This is a genomic window from uncultured Cohaesibacter sp. (assembly GCF_963556055.3).
In the GTDB taxonomy this organism is placed as follows: Bacteria; Pseudomonadota; Alphaproteobacteria; order Rhizobiales; family Cohaesibacteraceae; genus Cohaesibacter.
The window spans coordinates 56782-78010 of record NZ_CAUVYE020000029.1; the positions used below are offsets into that span (position 1 = coordinate 56782).

The following is a 21229-nucleotide window of genomic DNA, read 5'->3' on the forward strand; positions in this document are numbered from 1 at the left end:
AACCGCCGATCAAATGACGGTGAGCGCCCTCACAAATGGAGAAATTGCCATTATACTGAGATCAAGACTTTTCTCTATCTTTCCGTCAGGATCACGCCAGATGACAGACCAGACACGTGCATGCGGCCAACCAAACCGGCTGCTTGTGATGCTCAAGAGGTGGGGCGGGCTGCTCCTGCTTGGCCTGCTCATGGCCACAGGATTCTCGCAAGGCTGGCACAATTATTTCAGCCTTGATGAACTTGTGAAAAACCGCGAGCTATTGATGTCTCACGTGTCGGAACACTTTTGGCTGGCCTTGTCGACCTATGGCCTTGTCTATGCCGTTGCCGTTGCCTTGTCCTTTCCGGGCGCATCCTTTCTGACCATCGCTGGCGGGCTGCTTTTCGGCTGGATGATCGGTGGTGTTCTGACTGTCCTTGCGGCAACATTGGGCGCGGGTCTGGTCTTTCTTGCGGCACGGTCTGCCTTGGGGGGTGCCTTGCGCGCGAGCGCGGGCAGCTTTGCAGACCGTTTCACCGAAGGTTTCCGGCAAGATGCTTTCCACTATTTGCTGTTTTTGCGACTGGTGCCGGTTTTTCCCTTTTGGCTGATCAATATAGTCCCTGCCCTGTTCAAGGTTCGCCTCCCTGTCTATCTGCTGGCAACCCTTATCGGAATTCTGCCCGGAACCTTTGCCTTTGCGCTCGTCGGCTCGGGTCTGGACAGTGTCATTGAAGCACAGATCAGGCACAATCCGGGCTGCGTGACCCAACCCGATTGCCAGTTGGCGATCGATACCGGATCCCTGATAACCGGAGAGTTGATCCTGGCCTTTGTCGCGATGGGTGTTTTCGCACTTATTCCACCGATTCTGAAGGCCATCAGAAATTCTCGCAAAGAACGAGAATCCGCTTGAAAATGTCCGGAAAACTGACGCAATACATAGATATATAGAAATTTCATTTACGAGCAGGAATTGCCATGACTGATCAGATTCAAGCAGACATATGCGTAATAGGGGCCGGATCAGGTGGCCTTACCGTCGCAGCCGTGGCTGCCGCTTTCGGTGAGAAGGTGGTTTTGCTTGAAAAAGGCGCGATGGGAGGGGATTGCCTCAATTTCGGCTGCGTGCCGTCCAAGGCGTTGATCGCATCGGCCAAACAGGCCCAGGCAATGCGCCAGGCAAACCAGTTCGGCGTCTGCTCGGTTGAACCCCGGATCGACTATCAAGCCGTTCATGACCATGTCCATTCGGTAATGGCAGCGATTGCGCCCAATGATTCGGTTGCCCGTTTTGAAGGGCTGGGTGTCACCGTCATTCAGAAGGCAGGCAGGTTCAAGGATCCCAAAACGGTCGTGACCGCTGACGGCGAAACCGAAATCAAGGCCCGTGCCTTTGTCATCGCAACGGGCTCCTCGCCTCGGTTGCCCGAGATTGAAGGCCTGTCAGATGTGAAATATCTGACCAACGAGACTTTCTTTTCCCTCACCTCCCGGCCCGACAAACTGGTCATACTGGGCGGTGGACCGATTGGCATGGAACTGGCTCAGGCCCAAAGGCGTCTTGGTGCCGAGGTGAGTGTCCTTGAAGCCTATCATGTGTTGGGGCGCGATGATCCGGAAATGTCCTCTCTGGTGGTCGATCAATTGCGCCGGGAAGGTGTTGACATCAAGGAGGGTGTAAAAGTCCTCAAGATCGAGAGACCAGACGATCCCGATCTCCATCCCCACGGGGCGAAGATTCACGTCTCCCTCAGCGCGAGCGAAGAGACGTCCAATGACGTGGTTGAAGTGATCGAGGCAAGCCATTTGCTTGTTGCCACGGGGCGCAAGCCGAATATGGAAGGTCTGGGGCTCGAGGATGGAAAAATTCGTTTTGATGCGCATGGAATCCGGGTCAATCAGTCGCTCAGGACCAGCAACCGGCGGGTCTATGCCATAGGAGACGTACTTGGCGGGCCGCAATTCACCCATGTTGCCAGCTATCATGCCTCGCTTGTGGTGCGCTCGATTCTTTTCCGCTTTGGCGGCAAGATGAAGGAAGGCATCATTCCGCAAGTAACCTTTACCGATCCGGAAATGGCGCAGGTCGGCTATTCCGAAGAGGCAGCTCAACAGAAATTCAAGGCTATCCGCATTTTGCGCTGGCCATATGGGGAGAATGACCGGGCGCAGGCGGAGAGAAAAACCACCGGCTTCATCAAGGTGATCCTCAACAAGAAAGGGATTGTCATCGGCGCTTCGGTGGTGGGTGCCAATGCAGGGGAAATCATCAATATGTGGTCCTTGATCATTTCCCAGAAAATGCCGATCAAGGCAGTCACCGGCTTTCTCTCGCCCTATCCGACCTATTCCGAGATCGGTCGTCGCGCCGCCATTTCCAATTATATGGATCTGCCAGCCAAGCCCAGTGTGCGAAAAGTCATCTCTTACCTGAAGAAATTCCGCTGAACGGGAAGGGTTCAAACAATCACTGACGGTCTAAAGAGGCTTCACACATCCGGGTTTTGGCTCTAGAAGGGGCATGTTCGTTTTTTCACCCCTTTTCGCGCGGGATAATCTGTATCATGTCGGAACCGATTCCCATCAAAGATGGTCTTGAACTTGATCCTGAAGAATTGCAGGAACGGTTCATCCGTGCGTCCGGTCCGGGTGGCCAGAATGTCAACAAGGTCTCGACGGCTGTCGAATTACGGTTTGACGTTGTCAACTCACCTTCCCTGCCCGCCTATGTAAAACACAATCTGAAGAGACAGGCTGCGCATCTGATGACCCAGGAGGGCGAACTGGTCATGCAGGTGCAGACCCATCGCACTCAGGCCAGGAACCGGGAAGAAGCCATCGAGCGGCTCGTGGCCCTGATCAGCAAGGCAACCTATCGACCCAAGCGCCGCATTGCCACCAAGCCGACAAAAGCGAGTAAAAAGAGACGGCTAGACAGCAAATCGAAGCGGGGCGCTATCAAGAAACTGCGTTCGTCCAAAGATTACGATTGAGAGCCGATTCGATTCCCGAACAAACTCCTTCTTTTTCTTGTCACGCTGATCATGCGGCAGGGGCAACTGCCAGGACATGCGTCCAATTCAGGCGACGAACCTCCCTCCCAGCTCTTCTTCTCCCATATCACATGACGAGTGAAGGGGTGGACACGCGATAGCCAAGGGCTTCGGCAATCTCTTCGCTTTCCGGCTGATCCCGTCCGGCAAGATCGGCAAGGGTTCGGGCCACTTTCAAGATGCGATGATATCCACGTGCTGACAGTTTCATGGCTTCAGCCGCATGGGCCAACAATGTTCGAGCCTCAGGACCCGGCACGCAAATGCGCTCGATGAGGCTCGCCGGACATTGGGCATTGGTGTTGATATTGGGTAGCCCCAGAGAAAGAAACCTTTCGCGCTGACATTGCCTTGCCGCCATCACGCGGGCACCCACTTCTCTGGACCCTTCCTTTGCGGCTGGTAGCATCAAATCCGAAGCCGAAACAGCGGGAACCTCGATGCGCAAGTCAAAGCGGTCAAGCAGGGGTCCGGATATCCGGGCCTGATAATCGGCCGCGCAACGCGGCCCGCGCTTGCAGCTATATCCCGGCTCGCCAGCATGGCCACATCGACAGGGATTCATCGCCGCGATCAGCTGGAAACGGGAAGGATAGGTCACACGGTGGTTGGCGCGGGCAATCACGGCCTCACCACTTTCGATTGGCTGGCGCAGGCTATCCAGCACCTGAGGAGAAAATTCAGGCAACTCATCAAGAAACAGGATGCCATTATGGGCCAGGGCCGCTTCTCCGGGTTTGGCACGCATTCCGCCACCGACCATAGCGGCCATGGATGCGGAATGATGCGGCGCACGAAAAGGGCGCTCGTCGGAAAGCTGGCCTTGTGGCAACAGGCCCGCGATGGAATGAATCATGGATACGTCGAGCAATTCGGCTGGTGTCAGGGGCGGCAAGATGGTTGGCAGCCGCTGGGCAAGCATCGACTTGCCAGAGCCCGGAGGGCCAACCATCAGCATGTTGTGGCCGCCAGCCGCGGTCACTTCCAGCGCTCGCTTTGCCAGCTCCTGCCCCTTGATATCTCTCAGGTCCAGTGGCAATTCATTTTGGCTCCGAATCGAAGCATGCGGACGCGAGAGAACCTGACTGCCCTTGAAATGATTGGCAAGCGCAATGAGGCTGTCCGGGGCCAGAATATCCATATCTGCATCCGCCCAGGCTGCTTCGGCGCCACAGTCGGCCGGACAGATAAGGCCGCGGGCTTCTCCATTGGCGGCCATGGCGGCAGGCAGAACCCCAACCACCGGAGCAAGTCTCCCATCAAGGGCCAATTCGCCCAGGATTGTATAGTCATCGAGGCAATCGGACGGAATGGCGTCAATCGCGGCCATCAGACCAAGAGCGATGGGCAGATCGAAATGGCTTCCTTCCTTGGGAAGATCGGCCGGAGCCAGATTGATGGTGATCCGCTTTGGCGGCAAAGACAGCCCGGAGGCGGACAGGGCGGCGCGCACCCTCTCCCGGCTTTCGGCGACCGCCTTGTCCGGCAATCCGACAATCGTAAAGGCGGGCAGGCCCGAGGCCAGATGCACCTGCACGTCCACGGGCCTTGCGGCAATACCCTGAAAAGAAACCGTTTGAACATGGGTGACCATCATCAACCCCTTAATCAATATATCATCATGCGAAATGAACGCGTTTTGCGTGATCCCATCCAAATAACAACCTTACGCTGCCAAAGGTTGCATGACAAGAACATTAGGCGAACAAATTCTTGTCTCTGCACAGGGGATCGCGTATGTTCTTGGTTATTTGATCAATGAGCGCATACCGTCATGACCATGGACATCCGCCATTTCTGCTATCACGAGAGCCCAATCGGTCCGCTTCTGTTGAGCGAGGCGAACGGGCGCCTTCTTTCCCTCACCTTCACAAAAGAGGGAAAGAAGGCCAAACCGGGAACGGACTGGATCAGGAATGACGCATCATTTGATGCTGTTCGCTCAGAGCTGGATGGCTATTTTGGTGGGAGTTTGCGCCGCTTCACCGTCCGGTTCGATCTTCAAGGATCGCCCTTCCAACTGGCGGTCTGGAAGGCTTTGCAGACCATTCCTTTCGGCTCGGTACGCTCTTATGGAGATATTGCGCGCATGGTCGGCAAACCGCTCGGAGCGCAAGCGGTCGGCATGGCCAATCACGTCAATCCAATACCGATCATCGTCCCCTGCCACAGGGTCATCGGGGCCGATGGCTCCCTTGTGGGGTTTGGAGGAGGGCTGGAGACAAAGATCTGGCTGCTTGAGCATGAAGGAATTTCCCCCAGTCAAGTGCACAGCCCGGATCAACTGGGATTTTCCTTTTGAAACCAGGCCTGGTCAAAGCCAACGCCGCACCCTGTTGCAATAGGTTTCAAATTCGGAGCCGAACAGCTCAAGCATCTGTCGCTCTTCAAGCTTGATGACGAAGCGATCCAGATAGAGAAACATCAAACCCGCCGCGATCAGCAACGGAACGCTGTCGAACAGCACAGCCCATGAAACAAACACGGCTACAAATCCAACATACATCGGGTTACGGCTCAGCCGAAAAGCGCCATTGGTGACCAGTCTTGATGCGGATACGGTCGGGTTCACAGAGGTGCCGACATAGAGGAAATAAACCCAGGGCCAAAGCATGATGATGGCCGAGAAAGATCCGATCAGCAAACCAAGCGCCACACGCCACCAGAAGGGAATGAAAGCAAGCAGCTTGATCTCGCGAAAAACAAACCATTCCAACAGGCCCGCCACTATGGTCAAAAGAACAAATATCAATGGCGGGATAGCGGCAATACGAACCCCTATGGACGTGACGTCTTTCTGTTCGCTCGTCATTCCCGATTCTCCCCGGCTTTGTCGACCCTTGCATGATCCGGTCTGCCATAGGATCAGGGGCCCTAATCGTCAAGCAAATATTCGTAGCGCGCGTCTGTCAGTGTCTTCATGAAAGCAACCAACGCCTTGATCCGCCTTTCATCCAGCGCGGGTCCCTGCGTCAATTTTTCCATATCAAGCGTAGCTGCCACTTCCGGCTCACCCCAGGGCTTTCCGGTTTCAGGATTGATCTGGGCGCTCTTGGCTCTGGAATTGTATTTGTTGTAGAAGCGAACGACGGTTTCGAGATCCTCAAACACGCCATTATGCATATAGGGTCCGGTCACCGCGACATTGCGCAGAGTGCTGGTCTTGAATTTTCCGGCCCAGAGCTTGTCTTTCACGCTCGTGTTGTTTTCAAGGATACCCTGGTCGACGAAATCCTTGGCAGATCCGTTGGCCTCACGCAAAGCGGTGTGCGCTGGCACGCCGATATTGAAATACTGGTAGTTTGTGAAGGTTTCCCGTTCGGCACCGGGGCGCTTATGCAATTGGTGGCAGAGATTGCAATTGGTGAATTGCTGGGAGAAAAACAGCGTGCGCCCCAATTCCTCTTCGTTGGTAAACGCAACCTCGCCACGCAAATAGCGATCATAACGAGAATCAAAGGGGCTGAAAAACTCCGTCCGCTCAAAGGCTGCAATGGCCTTCGTCATGGCCTCGTAGGCGCGATCTGCATCGGCAAAGATATCTTGACCAAACAGCAGCTTGAAGCCTTTTTCATAGTCTTCGTTTTCCCGCAGGCGCGCAATGACGGACGCCTTGTCCGGCATACCCATTTCGATCGGGTTGAGCGGAGGTCCGCCTGCCTGTTCTTCGAGGTCCGCAGCGCGACCGTCGTGGAACTGACCCCCAACAAAGAGCCCTTCATCGTTTTTGTGAAAGCGCGGAGAAAAAGCGGCATAGGATGCCGTTGGTGCATTACGATCACCCACCGATTTCTCATCATCTCCAAGGGAAGCGGCAAGACCGGGCAAGCCATCAAGCCCATTGGGACGCGGATCGGCAAAACCGGCCTCCGGCGAATGGCAGGTCGCACAGGCCTGACTGCGGTTTTTCGACAGATTTTCATCAAAGAAGAGCGTCGCCCCGAGACCTTCCAGCGTAGTCAGGTCTGCTGCTGGTGCTGGTAGATTTTCAGCATTGGCAATGGATGAAAATGGAGCAAGAGAAAGGCCCAACGCCAACGCCCGCAGTCTTTTAGCCTGAAACATGACACCCTCGTTTCAAATGCGAACACGGCTGGCTGGTCCCCAGACGTCAAAAAAAACAATCCACTCCCGAATTGGTCCGTTCGGAAGTGGAATTATGTAGTTAACCTAATGTCTATGGACAGGTCAAGCGCCTGAGCGGATTCGCTTAGCGTCTTTTCATCTCAATATTGTCCCAGATCATCGCGGCGATATCGATACCGCTCAGTTTCTGGATCGAGCGAATTCCCGTCGGCGAGGTCACATTGATTTCAGTGAGATAGCCACCGATGACATCAATACCGACCAGAATGAACCCCATTTCTTTCAGCGATGGACCGATGCGTGCACAGATTTCCCTCTCGCGCTTGGTGAGTTCGGTCTTGGCCGCAGCACCACCGCGCACCATGTTCGAGCGCAAATCATGCTCTGCCGGGATCCGGTTGACCGCGCCAGCGGGTTCACCATCCACCAGAATGATGCGTTTGTCGCCATCCTTGACATCTGGCAAGAATTTCTGGGCCACCCAAGGTTCGCGGAAAATGTCGCCGAACAGGGCAACCAACGAGCCAAAGTTGGGATCTTCCCGTCCAAGACGGAAAACTGCTGCACCACCATGGCCATAAAGCGGCTTCATGACGATTTCGCCGTGTTTTTCCTTGAAGGCCAGCAATTCGGCTTCGGAGCGGGTGATAATGGTTGGCGGCATCAGATCGGGGAAATGGGTGACAAAAATCTTTTCCGGCGCATTGCGTACGCTGGCCGGATCATTGACCACCAGCGTTTTTGGGTGGATCCGTTCCAGCATGTGGGTGGCTGAAATATAACCCATGTCGAAGGGCGGATCCTGACGCATATGAATGACATCAAAATCAGCCAGATTTCTGCGCACCGGTTCGCCAAGCGTGAAGTGATTGCCAACTTCATCGCGCACTTCAACCGATTCGACCGTCGCGAAGACCTTGCCATTTTCCATCGCCATGGTGTCAACCGTGTAATGGTGGATCTCATGACCGCGCGTTTGTGCTTCGAGCATCATGGCAAAGGTGGAATCCCCTGCAATATTGATGCCCTTGATATGGTCCATCTGGAACGCGACTTTGAGCTTGCGGGATTTCGCCATGGCACTTCTCCGGCTAAACGATCTGATGAAATTGCCCTGCTTAATGAATTCGGGCGCATGTAGGTTCTGCCTATATGTCGCCTTTTGCAAGACTTTTCAAGATTAACCGACATGCCGGATCAGCAAGCCTCGAATGCGGATTCAATATGCTGCCAAAACGGAACCAAACCTTGACGATTGGCGAAAACAATCACGTCAAATCGATAGGTCGAAATTGTTTCGTCTTCGTTATGAGCTATGTAATCTGTCGCAGCTGCGACAATTCGAGACTGGTTTCGAGCTGTAATCGAATAAAGTGCATCCTCGGCCCGGTCTCTAAATTTCACTTCCAGAAAGACCAGCAAATCTCCCTGTCTGCAAACAAGATCAATTTCACCACCCTTTGCCTTGTAGCGCCTCTTACAAATGTCAAAGCCCTTGGCCCGCATCAGCCAGCCCGCCCAGCGCTCACAACGAAGGCCCCTTTCGTAGCTCTCTGCGCGATGCAGATCCTTGCGCCTTCTGGCCTTATCGCTTTGAACAGGCTTCATCATGGTGATCAGCCTTTGCCCTTATCGGAAAGCTGATCTTTCAAATCCTGTGCTTTTTTGTAGATCTCGTTCTTCTTGGCTCCAGTTCGATTGGCGATGTCGGCGGAAAGCTGCTTGACATGCAGGCCCGCCTCCAGGCCCTCCATGATCATCTGGTCGATATCAAGTGCATCAGCGGGTTGCTCTTCTGCCGGCCCCAAAAGGATGACCGCCTCTCCCCTGGGTGCCTCTGCCTCAGCATAATGCTCGGCCAACTGTTGCAGAGATCCGCGGTGGAATTCCTCAAAGCGTTTCGTCAGCTCGCGCCCGATCACCGCATCACGCTCACCTCCAAGGTTTTGCACCATAGCAGCCAGAACGGCGCCAAGCCGACGCGGACTCTCATAGAAAATCAGGGTTCCGGGAACATCGGCAAGGCTTGACAGCTTGCGATCCCGCGCCCCGGCCTTTTGTGGCAGAAAACCGGCGAAATGGATCTGATCGGTTGGCAGGCCCGCGGCAACCAGCCCGGTCAGCATCGCAGAAGCACCCGGAACCGGAACCACATCATGCCCTTCTGCCAGCATGTCAGTAACCAGCCGATAGCCCGGATCCGACAAAAGCGGCGTACCGGCATCCGAGATAAGGCAAACGCTCTTGCCTTCGGATAAGGCGCTGAGCAGATAGGGGCGCTGCTTGTCCGCATTATGCTCATGATAGGCAACCAGCCGGGTATTGATGCCATAATGACTTAGCAGCTTTCTTGAAACACGGGTGTCCTCGCAAGCAATCAGATCGCTGGATGCCAGACATTCGAGGGCACGAATAGTGATATCCTTGAGATTTCCGATCGGTGTGGCAACGATATAGAGCGCAGAGGAGAGACTCGGGGACGACAGCTTCTGCCCCATGAGAATATAGCTACCCGCGCCGGCAGGGTTCTGCTGCACAGGCTCATCAAGCGTATCTGACGTCTCGGGCGATCGTTCCTGGTTACTGGGCACTTGATTGGCGGACATGCTGATTCCATTGCTGTTTGATTCTTGATGCACAGGACGACAAATCGGAAATTTTTTATAACAAACTGCGAACAAACTTTCCTGATGTGTATTTTTGCCTAAAATCGCGACAAATTGGTCACAGTTTTGCCCAAACGTCACCCATATATATATCCGGTTTCAATCTAACCTATTTGATCAGGTTATATCTGTGAAATCAGAGAATCAAATGCAACCACAATTTCTTACTCAGACTTTGCATTTGTGCATTGGTAACCCTTTACGGGACCGTCTGAATATGATGCCATAGATTGAAAACATGATATCTGTTGCAAAAGACACAACAACACACGGTCTGACCCAGGAGGCCAATAAGTGATGCGTTTTCTTCGTTCGCCATCCCAACCACGAATGATGTCGGGAAAACTGACCAGACGAGCCACCTTAGGCAGCTTGCTCGGCATAGCTGCCTTGTTGGGTGCCTGTAACCCAGCGACATTTTCAGGGTCCGGCTTTGGCGATCCGAACGGAGCAATCAACAATTCGCTCACCGCCGCGGATCCAACCGGAGAAGTGCTTGGATCGGGTACAGTTCGGGTTGCTCTTCTGACGCCAACATCCGGCCCGGGTGCCGTGGGGCAGGCCGGACAGGCAATCCGGAATGCGGCTGCCATGGCCTTGCAGGATTACAGCTCGGCAGACTTGCAGTTGATCGTCAAGGATGTGGGCTCCGGAACGACGGCCGCTTCGCAACAGGCAAGCCGGGCCCTCGCTGAAGGCGCTCAGTTGATCATTGGACCATTGCGATCCGATGCTGTGAAACAGGCAGGCAGAGTGGCCAAACCGGCTGGCGTTCCCATGATTGCCTTTTCAACGGATACCGGCGCAGCCGCACCGGGTGTCTATCTTATCAACTTCTCACCTGAAAATGACGTTGAACGCATCCTGTCCTATGCGTCATCGCAAGGAAAGCGCAGCATGGCGGCAATGGTTCCGACCAATGCCTATGGCAATGTGGTTGAAGCAGCCTTGCGCCAATATGCTTCCCGTTATGGCATTCGTGTCATGACCATCGAGAAATACAAGTCCGGCAGCCAGCCTGATCCGTTCGGATTGCAACAAGCGGCTGAAGGAGTTGCCAAGGTCAAGGATCAGATCGACATGGTCTTCATACCCGAGGCAGCTGCGGCCGTTAACAGCGCCCAATTGTTGGCCGGTCAGGGCGTGCGGAACAAAAACGTCACATTCCTTGGCACAAGCCAGTGGGATCAGGCCAGCATCACCGCCGAGCCCATGCTTGAAGGTGCGTGGTATCCAGCTCCGCCGCGCAGCTTGCAGAATCTTGACGGACGCACCATCGGGTTCCAAACTTTCGCAACCCGCTATAGCGCTCAGTTTGGCTCCCAGCCGCCACGCGTTGCCTCCCTGGCCTATGATAGCGTGATATTGGCAGCCGCACTTGTTGCTCAGGCAGGCGAGCGTCGTTTCTCACCGGAGATCCTGACCGACCCGAATGGTTTCATCGGATTTGGAGACGGCTATTTCCGCTTCCGTGCCGATGGCACATCCCAGCGCAGCCTTGCCATCATGCAAATTTCAAAAGGTTCGGCTCAAATCGTCGACAATGCACCCATGTCCGTTGCGGGCCTGCCGCAATAGGTCAACTGGCATAGAGATTTCAAATTCTGAGGGGGCCTTATGGCCCCCTTCCTGTATCTGATCAGGATGATGCGCTGGCGAGTTCTGCCACAAGCGTGTTGAGCAACAAAAATCCGGCCCTTGTGGCGCGGATCCGTTCGGGCCCGTTTCGTTCAAGAAGCCCCTGCCCGATCAGCTCATCAATCCGCTGATGAGACAGCGCGTGACCGGAGAGGCTCTCATAGCGCTTGAGGTTGATGCCTTCCCTGACGCGCAAGCCCATAATGAGGAATTCATCGCCCTGTTCCTCAAGGGTCAGGTTGTCTTCGTCTGTTGCCCCGCTGCCAATCTCTTCCACCTTTTCAAGCCAGCTCTCGGGATGGCGTTCGTTGCTGGTGGCAATGCGCCCGTTGCCAAGGTCCAACCGGCCGTGAGCGCCAGCCCCGACACCAACATAGTCGCCATAGCGCCAATAAGTCAGATTGTGTCGGGACTCAAAACCGGGCCGGGCATGGTTGGAAATCTCGTAAGCGGGCAAGCCATGTGCCTCAAGCGCCTCATGGGTCATTTCATAAAGCGCGACGGAGGTGTCTTCATCCGGCAGATCGAACTTGCTATTGCGATAGAGCGCAAAAAAGGGCGTGTCCTGCTCGATGGTCAATTGATAGAGCGAAAGGTGATCGGCAGCAAGAGCCACCGCTTCGCCCAATTCCGCGGCCCACTCATCCGGAGTTTGATGCGGTCTGGCATAGATAAGATCAAAGGACATGCGCTCGAAATGCCGTTGCGCCAGTTCGATTGCCGCCTTGGCCTCGCTGGCCGTGTGCATCCGACCGAGAAATTTCAGTTGATCATCATGAAGCGACTGCACTCCAAGTGAAACACGATTGACACCGGCAAGGGCATAGCCCTTGAAATGATCCGCCTCGACCGATGTGGGATTGGCTTCAAGGCTGATTTCCGCATCCGGCGCCATTGCCCAAAGCGCGGCGATCTCGTCAATCAGCCCTGCCACCGTGGATGGTTTCATGAGCGAGGGCGTGCCGCCACCGAAAAAGACAGACGTCACCGGTTTGACGGTGCCAGCCGCTTTTTGCCGCCCGGCATAATGGCGCAGTTCCTTGATCATTGCGCTGGCGAATCGATCCTGATCCACTTCGCGGTGCCGGACATGGCTATTGAAATCGCAATAGGGGCATTTGGCCTTGCAAAAGGGCCAGTGCAGATAGATGCCAAAACCGGGACTGTCCGGCCCCGGCTTTGACAAATGGCTCTGCTTTGCCTGCTCCTGACCACGACCGCCCATCAAGCACTAACCTTCAAGGCAGGCATCGGCAAACAGCTTGAAGGCACGAGAGCGGTGTGACAGGCCGCGTTCGCGCCCCGGTGCCCAGTCATGTTTCTGATCTGAGGTCATTTCACCAAAGGTGATGTCATACCCTTCCGGCTGGAACATCGGATCGTAACCGAATCCATTTCCACCCCGTGGGGGCCAAACGGCATGGCCTTCCACTTCGCCGCGGAAAAACTGCGTCTCGCCATCCGGCCAGGCAAGACAAAGCACGGCGACAAAGCGGCAAACGCGCTTGTCGGGGCTTGTTGCGTCCAAAGCCCGCAATTTTTCCTCGACATTGCGCATGGCCTGATTGAAATCCCGATCCGGTCCGGCCCAGCGAGCAGAATAAATCCCTGGATCACCATCAAGAGCGTCCACGGAAAAGCCGCTGTCATCGGCCAGGGCCGGCAGACCGGTCGCCTTTGCCGCCGCCAGGGCTTTCAGTTCGGCGTTGGCCTCGAATGTGAGGCCCGTTTCCTCGGGCTCTTCCAGATCCAGCTCTTCAGCGGTCTTGATGCTCAGGCCATAGTGAGCGAGAAGATCGTTGATTTCCCTGATTTTTCCCTTGTTATGGCTGGCCACAACAAGGGGTGTATCCTTGGTCAGTCTCTGCGCCATAGTCAGATCTTATCCGTCCGTTGAAGTGTCTGTTTGCAAGCTCAGCAATTCGCCAATGCCCTTTTTCGCAAGACTCATCAGCGCTGCCAGTTCCTCTTCGGAAAATGGCTCGCCCTCTGCCGTACCCTGAATTTCGACAATACCACCCTTGCCCGTCATGACAAAGTTGGCGTCTGTTTCGGCGTCGGAATCTTCCAGATAATCAAGGTCGAGAACCGGTGTGCCGTTATAGATACCGCAGGAAATGGCGGCGACCTGATCCTTGAGGACCTTTGCATTTGCATCGATCATGCCGCGGGCCCGCATCCATTCGATGCAGTCATTGAGCGCAACCCAAGCACCGGTAATGGATGCTGTTCGGGTACCGCCATCGGCCTGAAGGACATCACAATCGACCGTGATCTGGCGCTCGCCAAGTGCTTCAAGATCAACAATGGCCCGCAAGGAGCGACCAATCAGACGCTGGATTTCCTGGGTGCGACCCGATTGCTTGCCTGCTTGTGCTTCGCGGCGCATGCGGTCACTGGTCGCGCGTGGCAGCATACCATATTCAGCGGTAACCCAACCTCTGTTCTGACCACGCAGCCATGGCGGGATGCGTTCTTCCAGACTCGCCGTGCACAACACATGAGTATCGCCGCATTTGATCAGGCATGAGCCTTCAGCGTGCTTGGATATGTTGCGTGTCAGACTGACGACTCGTTTCTGGTCCGGGTTTCTTTTGGATGGGCGCATGTGGCTCTCCTGCCTTGCTTTGATTGGCTTCAATTGTCGATGCGGGCGATGCCAAAATCGGTTTTTAGCTATTGAATTTCTTCCATCAGCATCCATAACAATCATTGCGCAGAATGCTATCGCCTCTTATCCAGTTGTTGGCGTTTCCTTCCCGTTTCATAAAAGCGCTTGGGTTTTGAAACAAGGGGCGCTTGCAGCTTTTCCTGCTTTTAGGGCATAATCGGATGGTTTGCTTTGGCACTTTTCCTTAACCCATCCCGATCCCGGAAGTTCACGCTATTTCGAGGAATACCATGTTTGATCGTGACCATCTCACTCACCTGATGCCTTTTGGCGACATGGATGATCGGGTTCGAGATATCTTTCGCACGATTGTTGAGTCCTATCTGGCGACCGGAGATCCGGTCGGATCGAGAAATATTTCCAAGGCCCTGCCGATTTCACTCTCACCGGCCTCTGTGCGCAATGTTATGTCCGACCTTGAACAGCTGGGGGCTGATCTACTCGCCTCACACAAGTGCGGGGCGTCTGCCAACCGAAATGGGCCTGAGATTCTTTGTCGATGCGATGATGGAGTTTGGTGATCTCTCAAATGAGGAACGCCACGCGATCGAACGGCAAATGGCATCGTCACACAGACAGGATGCCGGATTCGAACATCTGCTCACGCAAGCAAGCCAAATGCTGTCGGGCCTGTCTTCGGGCGCCGGACTTGTGCTGGCCAACAAACAGGACAAACGACTCAAGCATGTCGAATTTGTCCGACTTGAAGCAACAAAGGCGCTGGTCATTCTCGTCGATGAGGAAGATCGGGTAGAAAACAGGCTTATGACCCTGCCAGCCGGTTTGCCCGCCTCTGCGCTCACAGAAGCGAGCAACTTTCTCAATGCCCATATCCGGGGCAAAACCCTGTCCGAGGCACAGAAGGATATCGAGGCGCATCGCAATGAGCTTCAGGCTGAGCTCGACGGCCTTACGGCAAGGCTAGTCGAGGCCGGTGTTGCAACCTGGGCGGGGGCAAGTTCCAGCCAGCCGCAAAGCCTGATCATTCGGGGTCGCTCGAAACTGCTGGAAAATGTCAGTGCTCAGGAAGATCTCGAGCGAATCCGGCATCTGTTCGATGACCTTGAATCGAAAAAGGATTTTGTTCAGCTTCTGGAGCTGGCAGAGCAGGGCGACGGGGTGCGAATCTATATCGGATCAGAGAATCAGCTTTTCTCCCTGTCCGGCTCGTCGGTGATTGTCTCCCCTTACAGGGATGGCAACCAGAAGATTGTCGGCGTGCTCGGCATTATCGGCCCGACGCGTCTCAATTATGCGCGCATCGTGCCAATGGTCGACTATACCGCCCGGGTTCTCAGCAGCATGCTATCGGGCCACTCAAAACGTCTGGATAATGACTAGAGCTGACGCGGGATGGCGCTGTCAAGCTATGGTTTTTTCAACTCTTCCCCAGACAGCACTTGATTTTTTGCTCAGAAAGCTCGATATCCGGTGAAACCTTATTCCCCACATGAAACGCAGACTGTGTGCCCTGTTCGGGCCTGCAATCAATGTAGAGGCTGATATATGTCTGACGAAACACAAAACTCCGAGGCTGTCGTAGACCCGCTTGCCGAGGCTCCGGCTGAAGAGGTTTCCCAAGAGGAGCCTTATCTCAATCCATTGGAAGCAGCGGAACTCCGCATCGCTGAAATGGAAAAAGAAAATTCCGAAATGAAGGACCAGTTGCTCCGCACGGTTGCCGAGATGGAAAATCTGCGTCGGAGAACCGAAAAGGAAGTTCGCGACGCCAAGCAGTTTTCGGTCACGAGCTTTGCTCGCGACATGCTCGCGGTTGCGGACAATTTGCGCCGCGGCCTGGAAGCTCTTTCCGAAGAAGACCGCGCCAATGCCGGTGATGCTCTGAAGGCTCTGCTTGAAGGAACAGAGATGACCGAGCGCGAAATGCTCAAGACGCTTGAAAAGCATGGTGTTCGCAAGCTCAATCCCGAAGGGGAAAAGTTTGACCCCAACTACCATCAGGCGATGTTTGAAGTTCCAAACCCCAATGTGCCAAACAATTCGGTCATTCAGGTGGTACAGGCAGGCTATGTAATCGGAACCCGCGTGCTCAGACCTGCCATGGTCGGCGTCGCCAAAGGGGGTCCGAAAATTGTGGCACCGCAGGAAGACGGCGCCGAGGGCGTTGATAGCGATAGCGTCGATAAAAGCGTTTAGTGAAAGTCTGAGAGCTTACCTTTGCGTCAAGTGCAATGGGCTGTCTCTTTCCCACTCTTTTTTTTCGCCGGCATGACATGTCGGCGGGAAACGTGTCTATCTTCAATTCCTTGCCGACAAGCACCGATCCGGAAATCCCGTTCCGGATCTTCTTCTTGCCTCGACTTCTTGTTGACCATGACGTTCACGGCAAGTTTTTTTCAGATGCGGTGTTTTGTCGCATACCCTCCGACTAAAATCCCCACTAACCATGACCCTGATCAAAGTTGGCTGAAATAAGGCCGTTTAGAGTTATTTCAACCTTGTGGTTCGGGTAAGCCAGTGCGTCTCTCTCCTCCCCTCGACGTTCCTCTGCTGGTTCCAAGACCCATGGATCACATCTTCAAGGAGGCTCCGTTGTGAGTCTCCTTTTTCTTTTGTCCGATCATCGAGGAAAATTCGGGTTATTCGCTACAAGCAAATGCTTTGGCTTTGCCAAGATGCTCAAGCAGCCATGCCCTCAGCTGGATCGCAGCCGGTGAGGCATGTCCCCTTCTGCGTACAAGATAATAGGATTGGCCGGTTTTCAAAGGCTCGCGGGACAGGGCCACGAGAGACTGGTCCTCGAGTGCATCAGCAACAAGCACGTGATGCGCCATGAGAATGCCAAGCGCCTGTTTTGCCGCTTCGCATGCCAGAAAATGATTGGGATAGCGCGGCCCAGTGCTCCAATCAAGGCCAAGAGGTGCGGCGTGATCGCCCCAGATCTGCCAGTCACCCTCCCAAAGCTTGTCATGAAGAAGCGTGACAGATTGCCAATTGTGCAGATCCTGAAGTCCCAGCAAGTCGCGGTATTGAGCGGTACAAACCGGCAGGATCTCGTCATCAAACAGGCGTTCGCAGAGCAGTCCGCTTGCGGTTATAGGCTCCGTGACAATTGCCAGATCGATGCTCTCATCCCGTTCGATCTGCTTACCCTTCACGTCGGTTTTCACTCGAACGGAAATACCGGGCAGGGCCTTTTGAAAGACCGCCACTTGCGGAACCAACCACCCATCCGCCAAGGCCTTTGGCGCAACGAGCCTGACAAGAAGCTGTTCCCGCTCGACCTTTTCCGGAGGCAGCAACTCGGCGATTTCATCAAGAAGACGAGACATATCGGGCAGAATGCGCTCCGCTTTGCGGGTCAGATGCACGCCATTGGAATGCCGAGTGAACAGATCCTCACCGAGCCATGTTTCCAGACCCCTTGATATGCTGGCTCACAGCGGTGGCTGTCACATCCAGCTCTTCGGCTGCCCTTGCGAAAGACCCATGGCGAGCAGCCGCTTCAAAGGCTTTCACAGCACTGAAAGGTGGTAGTTTGCGTTGCACGATCTTCCCCGAATGTCAGATGGCGATCCCTGGGCTCGCCTCGTCTTTTCCTTTTTACAAGGAAGCGAGCATTTGACAAGCCATGATTGGCCGCTGATTTCATCTTCAGTCCTGCCATGTTCGTCGGGCCTGCTCATTCGAGTGTTGCTGTATTGAAAAACCCCGGAAAGCAATGCTCGCCGGGGTTCTGATCATGAGAGCTTTGAAGCACAAGAGGCTTGCATCACTTTGCTTCGCCTTCGGCAGCAGCAAGCAGGGTTGCGTTGCCTCCCGCGGCAGTTGTGTCAACGCAAACGTGACGTTCAAGCACAAAGCGGAACGGATTGGCTTCCGTGATCAATGGCAGCAAGAAACCATCGCGTCTGGCCAAAGCCATGCGCAGATAGCGAAGAGTTTCGTCTTCGGCGATTTGCGCAACCGCATCGATCCCCTCGAATTTGGCAACCGCTTCGGCTTCGAGATAGCCTTCAAAGCCCAAGATCGGTGCGCCGCTTTCGGCCAGCTTGGTTGCCATGGACACAGCACCCTTGCAAACCAGAACAACCGCGTTCCCAGCCATAAGGGCAGCGACAGTCTGAAGAAGGGCCAATTGCTCATTGGTTCCAAGCACCAGAACGACACCTCGCGGTGTGAAGGTCAGGCGGTTTGATTCACCTGTTGGTCCGGCCATATCCCGTGGACGCAGGTCGCGACGCAGGAAATTGTCAAATGAGACCGGCAAATTGTAGACGCTTTTGAGTGCAGCAAAGCGATAGTCCTTGGCTGCCCAATTTGCCCGTTTTTTCCTTTTCCGCTCCAAGGGAATGGATCGCATACTGGATTTGGGAAACCGGTGCGATGTCGCCACCCCTTTCCTCAATCGTGACGTCCCGTTGCTTGGGCTGGAAGAACCGTTCGACATAGTTCGGACCACCTGCTTTCGGGCCGGTACCTGACAGGCCCTCGCCACCGAACGGTTGAGACGCGACGATGGCACCGATCTGGTTGCGGTTGACATAGGTATTGCCAGCCTTGATCTGGTCAACAACTTCCTGAACCCGATTGTCCATCCGGGTGTGAAGCCCGAAGGTCAGGACCGTAACCCTTGGCATTGATAGCCGCGATGACGTCATTGATCTTGCTGGCCTTGAAGCGTGCGATGTGAAGCACGGGACCGAAGATCTCTTCTTCAAGTTCCTCGATGCCAGAAAGCTCGACAATGGTCGGAGCGCAGAAAATGCCGGTTTTGGGAGTTGGCAATTGCAGCAAGAGTTTGCCAAGGCTCAGCATTTTGCCGCAATGCTCATCGATTTTGGCCTTGGCGGCTTCATCGATAACCGGACCGATATCGGTTGACCAGTCCCAGGGGTTGCCCAACGACAATTGTTGGGTGGCGCCCTTTCAGCATTTCCAGAACCTTGTCGAAGATATCGTCCTGGACATAGAGCATTCTCAGGGCTGAACAGCGCTGGCCTGCCGATTGGAACGAAGACGAAATGATATCGCGTACGGCCTGCTCCGGCAACGCGGTGGAATCGACGATCATGGCATTGAGGCCGCCAGTCTCGGCAATCAGCGGGGCATGCGGCGAGAGGGTCGCGGCCATGGCCCGGTTGATCGTCTGAGCGGTATCGGTGGAGCCTGTGAAGCAGACACCAGCAATACGTGGATCAGACGTGATCGGAGTCCCGACAACCGAGCCGCTACCGGGCAGAAGCTGTATTGCAGCTTCGGGAACGCCAGCTTCATGCATCAGCTGCACGGCGCGGAACGCCATGATCCCGGTTGGGCCTGCGGGCTTGGCAACCACCGCGTTGCCTGCGGCAAGGGCTGCGAAGATCTGGCCTGAGAAAATGGCCAACGGGAAGTTCCATGGCGAGATACAGGCAATGGTTCCGCGGGCCTCCCGTTCTTCCTTGGCTTCCATTTCAATCCGTTCGGCTTCGGCGGCGTAATAATAAGCAAAGTCGACCGCTTCGCGCACTTCACCGATACCATCAAGCATGGTCTTGCCGGCTTCGCGTGTGGCGATGGCGAAGAATTCAGATGCATGCGCCTCGTAAAGCTCGCCGACCCGTTTCAGGATCGCCGATCGTTCTTCGACCGGTTTTCCAGACCATTGGGCAAAGCCCTCGGCGCTGGCAGCCAACGCCTTTTCAACATCTTCCGCAGTTGCCCGGACAAGAGTTCCAATCTGCTCGGACGGATCAGCCGGATTGAAAACCGGTTTTGCTTCGGCGGTTGACTGATGCCCCTCGATCAACGGATGGGCCTGCCATTGATGGGTTCTGAATTTGCCGCGTTGTTCGTCAAGCGCATCAATGGTCGGGATATCGGTGTGATCCCATCCTTTGGAATTGAGACGAACGCCGGCGAAAATGTCTTTCGGCTTGGTCAGATACGGATTTTCAATGGCATCGCCCAGATCGCGAACTTTGGCAAATGGATCAGCTGCAATTTGCTCTGGCGAAATACTGTCGTCGACAATCTGGTTGACGAAGGACGAGTTCGAGCCATTTTCCAGAAGACGGCGCACGAGGTAAGCCAGAAGATCGGAATGAGCCCCAACCGGCGCATAAATGCGGCAGGAGACTTTTTCCTGTTTGACAACCGTATTGTGCAAGCTTTCGCCCATGCCATGCAGGCGCTGCAATTCGTAATTTTTGCGGCTCACCCGCTGTGACACCGCCATTTCCATGATCGCCGTCACTGTGTGGGCATTGTGAGAGGCGAACTGGGGATAGATATGATCGGTCATATCCAGCAGACGACGGGCATTGGAGAGATAGGAGACGTCGGAATTGACCTTGCGGGTGAAGACCGGGAAACCCTCAAGCCCCATGACCTGTGCCCGTTTGATTTCCGCGTCCCAATAGGCGCCCTTGACCAGTCGAACCGTGATCTTGCGATCCAGTTTCTTGGCCAGCATGTAAAGCCAGTCAATCACGAAGGAAGCGCGGTGTTGATAAGATTGCACAACAACGCCAAAGCCGTCCCACCCGGCAAGAGCGGGATTGGACAAAACCTCTTCGATGACATCAAGGGAGAGATCAAGGCGATCCATTTCCTCGGCATCGATGTTGAAGTTCATGTTGGCGGATCGCGCCAGAAGAGCAAGGCCGAAGACCCGAGATGTAAGCTCGCTCATCACCCGGTCTTTTTTGCCAATTTCATAGCGCGGATGCAGGGCGGAAAGCTTGACCGAAATACCGGGATTCCTATGGATCGAATCAGACTTGCAATAAGGTGCCAGCGCCGTGATCGCATCGGAATAGGCGATGTGATATTTGATCGCGTCTTTCTCTGTCCGGGCTGATTCACCAAGCATGTCATAGGAATAGGTGTAGCCCTTGGCTTCCATCGTTTTGGCGCGGGCGATTGCCTTCTCGATATTGGTACCCAGTACGAACTGGCGACCCAGTTCTTTCATCGCCTGACCGACGGCGGTTCGAATGACAGGCTCACCCATGCGCTTGACCATTGAGCGCATGGTCGATGCCAGACCTTCTTCATCCTTTTCCTTGAGGATACGGCCGGTGAGCATCAGGCCCCAGGTCGAAGCGTTGATAAGAGACGATGAGGACTGCCCCAGATGCTGCCCCCATTCACTGGGCGTGATCTTGTCTGAAATCAGCGCATCG

General features: G+C 54.8%; 21 protein-coding genes and 1 pseudogene. 7 read left to right on the top strand and 15 right to left on the bottom strand.

Annotated features, from left to right (window positions below; translation table 11 throughout):
• Nucleotides 1-100: 100 nt before the first annotated feature.
• The 3 genes from ACHZB8_RS17835 to arfB all read left to right on the top strand — a co-directional run bounded on the left by ACHZB8_RS17835 (nucleotide 101) and on the right by arfB (nucleotide 2978).
• Nucleotides 101-898: a TVP38/TMEM64 family protein gene (locus ACHZB8_RS17835; protein WP_316862301.1), complete on the top strand. Its 798-nt coding sequence runs from the start codon at nucleotides 101-103 to the stop codon at nucleotides 896-898.
• A 65-nt stretch (nucleotides 899-963) separates the two neighbouring features.
• Nucleotides 964-2433 (top strand): FAD-dependent oxidoreductase, encoded by a 1470-nt coding sequence (locus ACHZB8_RS17840; protein ID WP_316862302.1) that lies wholly within the window; start codon nucleotides 964-966, stop codon nucleotides 2431-2433.
• 116 nt (nucleotides 2434-2549) lie between these two features.
• A complete protein-coding gene (gene arfB / locus ACHZB8_RS17845; RefSeq protein ID WP_316862303.1) occupies nucleotides 2550-2978 on the top strand; it encodes an alternative ribosome rescue aminoacyl-tRNA hydrolase ArfB in 429 nt (142 codons plus the stop codon).
• Nucleotides 2979-3105: 127 nt separating this feature from the next.
• Here the strand turns inward: arfB and ACHZB8_RS17850 are convergent, their stop codons facing one another.
• Nucleotides 3106-4632 carry a YifB family Mg chelatase-like AAA ATPase gene (locus ACHZB8_RS17850; protein ID WP_316862333.1) on the bottom strand — a complete coding sequence of 509 codons (1527 nt, stop codon included), beginning with the start codon at nucleotides 4630-4632 and terminating at the stop codon, nucleotides 3106-3108.
• 180 nt (nucleotides 4633-4812) lie between these two features.
• On the opposite strand from ACHZB8_RS17850, the gene ACHZB8_RS17855 reads away from it, so the two are divergent.
• Nucleotides 4813-5340: a methylated-DNA--[protein]-cysteine S-methyltransferase gene (locus ACHZB8_RS17855; protein ID WP_316862305.1), complete on the top strand. Its 528-nt coding sequence runs from the start codon at nucleotides 4813-4815 to the stop codon at nucleotides 5338-5340.
• Nucleotides 5341-5352: 12 nt separating this feature from the next.
• On the opposite strand, the gene ACHZB8_RS17860 is transcribed toward ACHZB8_RS17855, so the two are convergent.
• The 5 genes from ACHZB8_RS17860 to rsmI form a co-directional block, all read right to left on the bottom strand.
• Entirely contained in the window at nucleotides 5353-5850 is a 498-nt protein-coding gene (locus ACHZB8_RS17860; RefSeq protein ID WP_316862306.1) for an isoprenylcysteine carboxylmethyltransferase family protein, read from the bottom strand.
• 62 nt (nucleotides 5851-5912) lie between these two features.
• The gene (locus ACHZB8_RS17865) at nucleotides 5913-7103 is read right to left on the bottom strand and encodes a cytochrome c peroxidase (protein WP_316862308.1); all 1191 of its coding nucleotides are present in this window, start codon (nucleotides 7101-7103) and stop codon (nucleotides 5913-5915) included.
• A gap of 145 nt (nucleotides 7104-7248) precedes the next feature.
• Nucleotides 7249-8202, bottom strand: coding sequence for a glutathione synthase (gene gshB, locus ACHZB8_RS17870; protein ID WP_316862309.1), 954 nt, complete (start codon nucleotides 8200-8202; stop codon nucleotides 7249-7251).
• Nucleotides 8203-8321: 119 nt separating this feature from the next.
• The gene (locus ACHZB8_RS17875) at nucleotides 8322-8735 is read right to left on the bottom strand and encodes a YraN family protein (RefSeq protein ID WP_316862310.1); all 414 of its coding nucleotides are present in this window, start codon (nucleotides 8733-8735) and stop codon (nucleotides 8322-8324) included.
• 5 nt (nucleotides 8736-8740) lie between these two features.
• Nucleotides 8741-9730 (bottom strand): 16S rRNA (cytidine(1402)-2'-O)-methyltransferase, encoded by a 990-nt coding sequence (gene rsmI, locus ACHZB8_RS17880; protein WP_316862312.1) that lies wholly within the window; start codon nucleotides 9728-9730, stop codon nucleotides 8741-8743.
• 357 nt (nucleotides 9731-10087) lie between these two features.
• Between rsmI and ACHZB8_RS17885 the strand changes: the two genes are divergently transcribed.
• On the top strand, nucleotides 10088-11368 hold the full coding sequence (locus ACHZB8_RS17885; protein WP_316862334.1) for a penicillin-binding protein activator: 1281 nt from the start codon (nucleotides 10088-10090) through the stop codon (nucleotides 11366-11368).
• A 61-nt stretch (nucleotides 11369-11429) separates the two neighbouring features.
• Here ACHZB8_RS17885 and hemW read toward each other — a convergent pair whose 3' ends face one another.
• From hemW to rph, 3 genes are read right to left on the bottom strand one after another with little or no spacing between them, the layout of a single operon-like run.
• Nucleotides 11430-12653, bottom strand: a complete 1224-nt coding sequence (gene hemW, locus ACHZB8_RS17890) for a radical SAM family heme chaperone HemW (protein ID WP_316862314.1) — start codon at nucleotides 12651-12653, stop codon at nucleotides 11430-11432.
• Between the two features lie 6 nt (nucleotides 12654-12659).
• Nucleotides 12660-13301: an RdgB/HAM1 family non-canonical purine NTP pyrophosphatase gene (gene rdgB, locus ACHZB8_RS17895; RefSeq protein ID WP_316862316.1), complete on the bottom strand. Its 642-nt coding sequence runs from the start codon at nucleotides 13299-13301 to the stop codon at nucleotides 12660-12662.
• Between the two features lie 9 nt (nucleotides 13302-13310).
• The gene (rph, locus tag ACHZB8_RS17900; RefSeq protein ID WP_316862318.1) at nucleotides 13311-14036 is read right to left on the bottom strand and encodes a ribonuclease PH; all 726 of its coding nucleotides are present in this window, start codon (nucleotides 14034-14036) and stop codon (nucleotides 13311-13313) included.
• 293 nt (nucleotides 14037-14329) lie between these two features.
• Between rph and hrcA the strand changes: the two are divergent.
• Nucleotides 14330-15440 (top strand): annotated as a pseudogene (hrcA, locus tag ACHZB8_RS17905) (heat-inducible transcriptional repressor HrcA).
• Between the two features lie 165 nt (nucleotides 15441-15605).
• Complete coding sequence (gene grpE / locus ACHZB8_RS17910; RefSeq protein WP_316862320.1) at nucleotides 15606-16256, top strand: nucleotide exchange factor GrpE; 651 nt, start codon at nucleotides 15606-15608, stop codon at nucleotides 16254-16256.
• A 443-nt stretch (nucleotides 16257-16699) separates the two neighbouring features.
• On the opposite strand, the gene ACHZB8_RS17915 is transcribed toward grpE, so the two are convergent.
• The 6 genes from ACHZB8_RS17915 to putA form a co-directional block, all read right to left on the bottom strand.
• Nucleotides 16700-17431 (bottom strand): LysR substrate-binding domain-containing protein, encoded by a 732-nt coding sequence (locus ACHZB8_RS17915; protein WP_316862322.1) that lies wholly within the window; start codon nucleotides 17429-17431, stop codon nucleotides 16700-16702.
• A 28-nt stretch (nucleotides 17432-17459) separates the two neighbouring features.
• Entirely contained in the window at nucleotides 17460-17609 is a 150-nt protein-coding gene (locus tag ACHZB8_RS17920; RefSeq protein WP_316862324.1) for a LysR family transcriptional regulator, read from the bottom strand.
• A gap of 223 nt (nucleotides 17610-17832) precedes the next feature.
• Nucleotides 17833-18330 (bottom strand): hypothetical protein, encoded by a 498-nt coding sequence (locus ACHZB8_RS17925; RefSeq protein WP_316862326.1) that lies wholly within the window; start codon nucleotides 18328-18330, stop codon nucleotides 17833-17835.
• Nucleotides 18314-18700: an aldehyde dehydrogenase family protein gene (locus ACHZB8_RS17930; RefSeq protein WP_394706218.1), complete on the bottom strand. Its 387-nt coding sequence runs from the start codon at nucleotides 18698-18700 to the stop codon at nucleotides 18314-18316. The genes ACHZB8_RS17925 and ACHZB8_RS17930 overlap by 17 nt, the downstream gene beginning before the upstream one ends.
• Complete coding sequence (locus ACHZB8_RS17935) at nucleotides 18630-18971, bottom strand: aldehyde dehydrogenase family protein (protein ID WP_394706219.1); 342 nt, start codon at nucleotides 18969-18971, stop codon at nucleotides 18630-18632. The genes ACHZB8_RS17930 and ACHZB8_RS17935 overlap by 71 nt, the downstream gene beginning before the upstream one ends.
• Nucleotides 18916-21229, bottom strand: a 2314-nt coding sequence (gene putA / locus ACHZB8_RS17940; RefSeq protein ID WP_394706220.1) for a bifunctional proline dehydrogenase/L-glutamate gamma-semialdehyde dehydrogenase PutA, incomplete at its 5' end; no start/stop codon positions are given. The genes putA and ACHZB8_RS17935, both read right to left, overlap by 56 nt.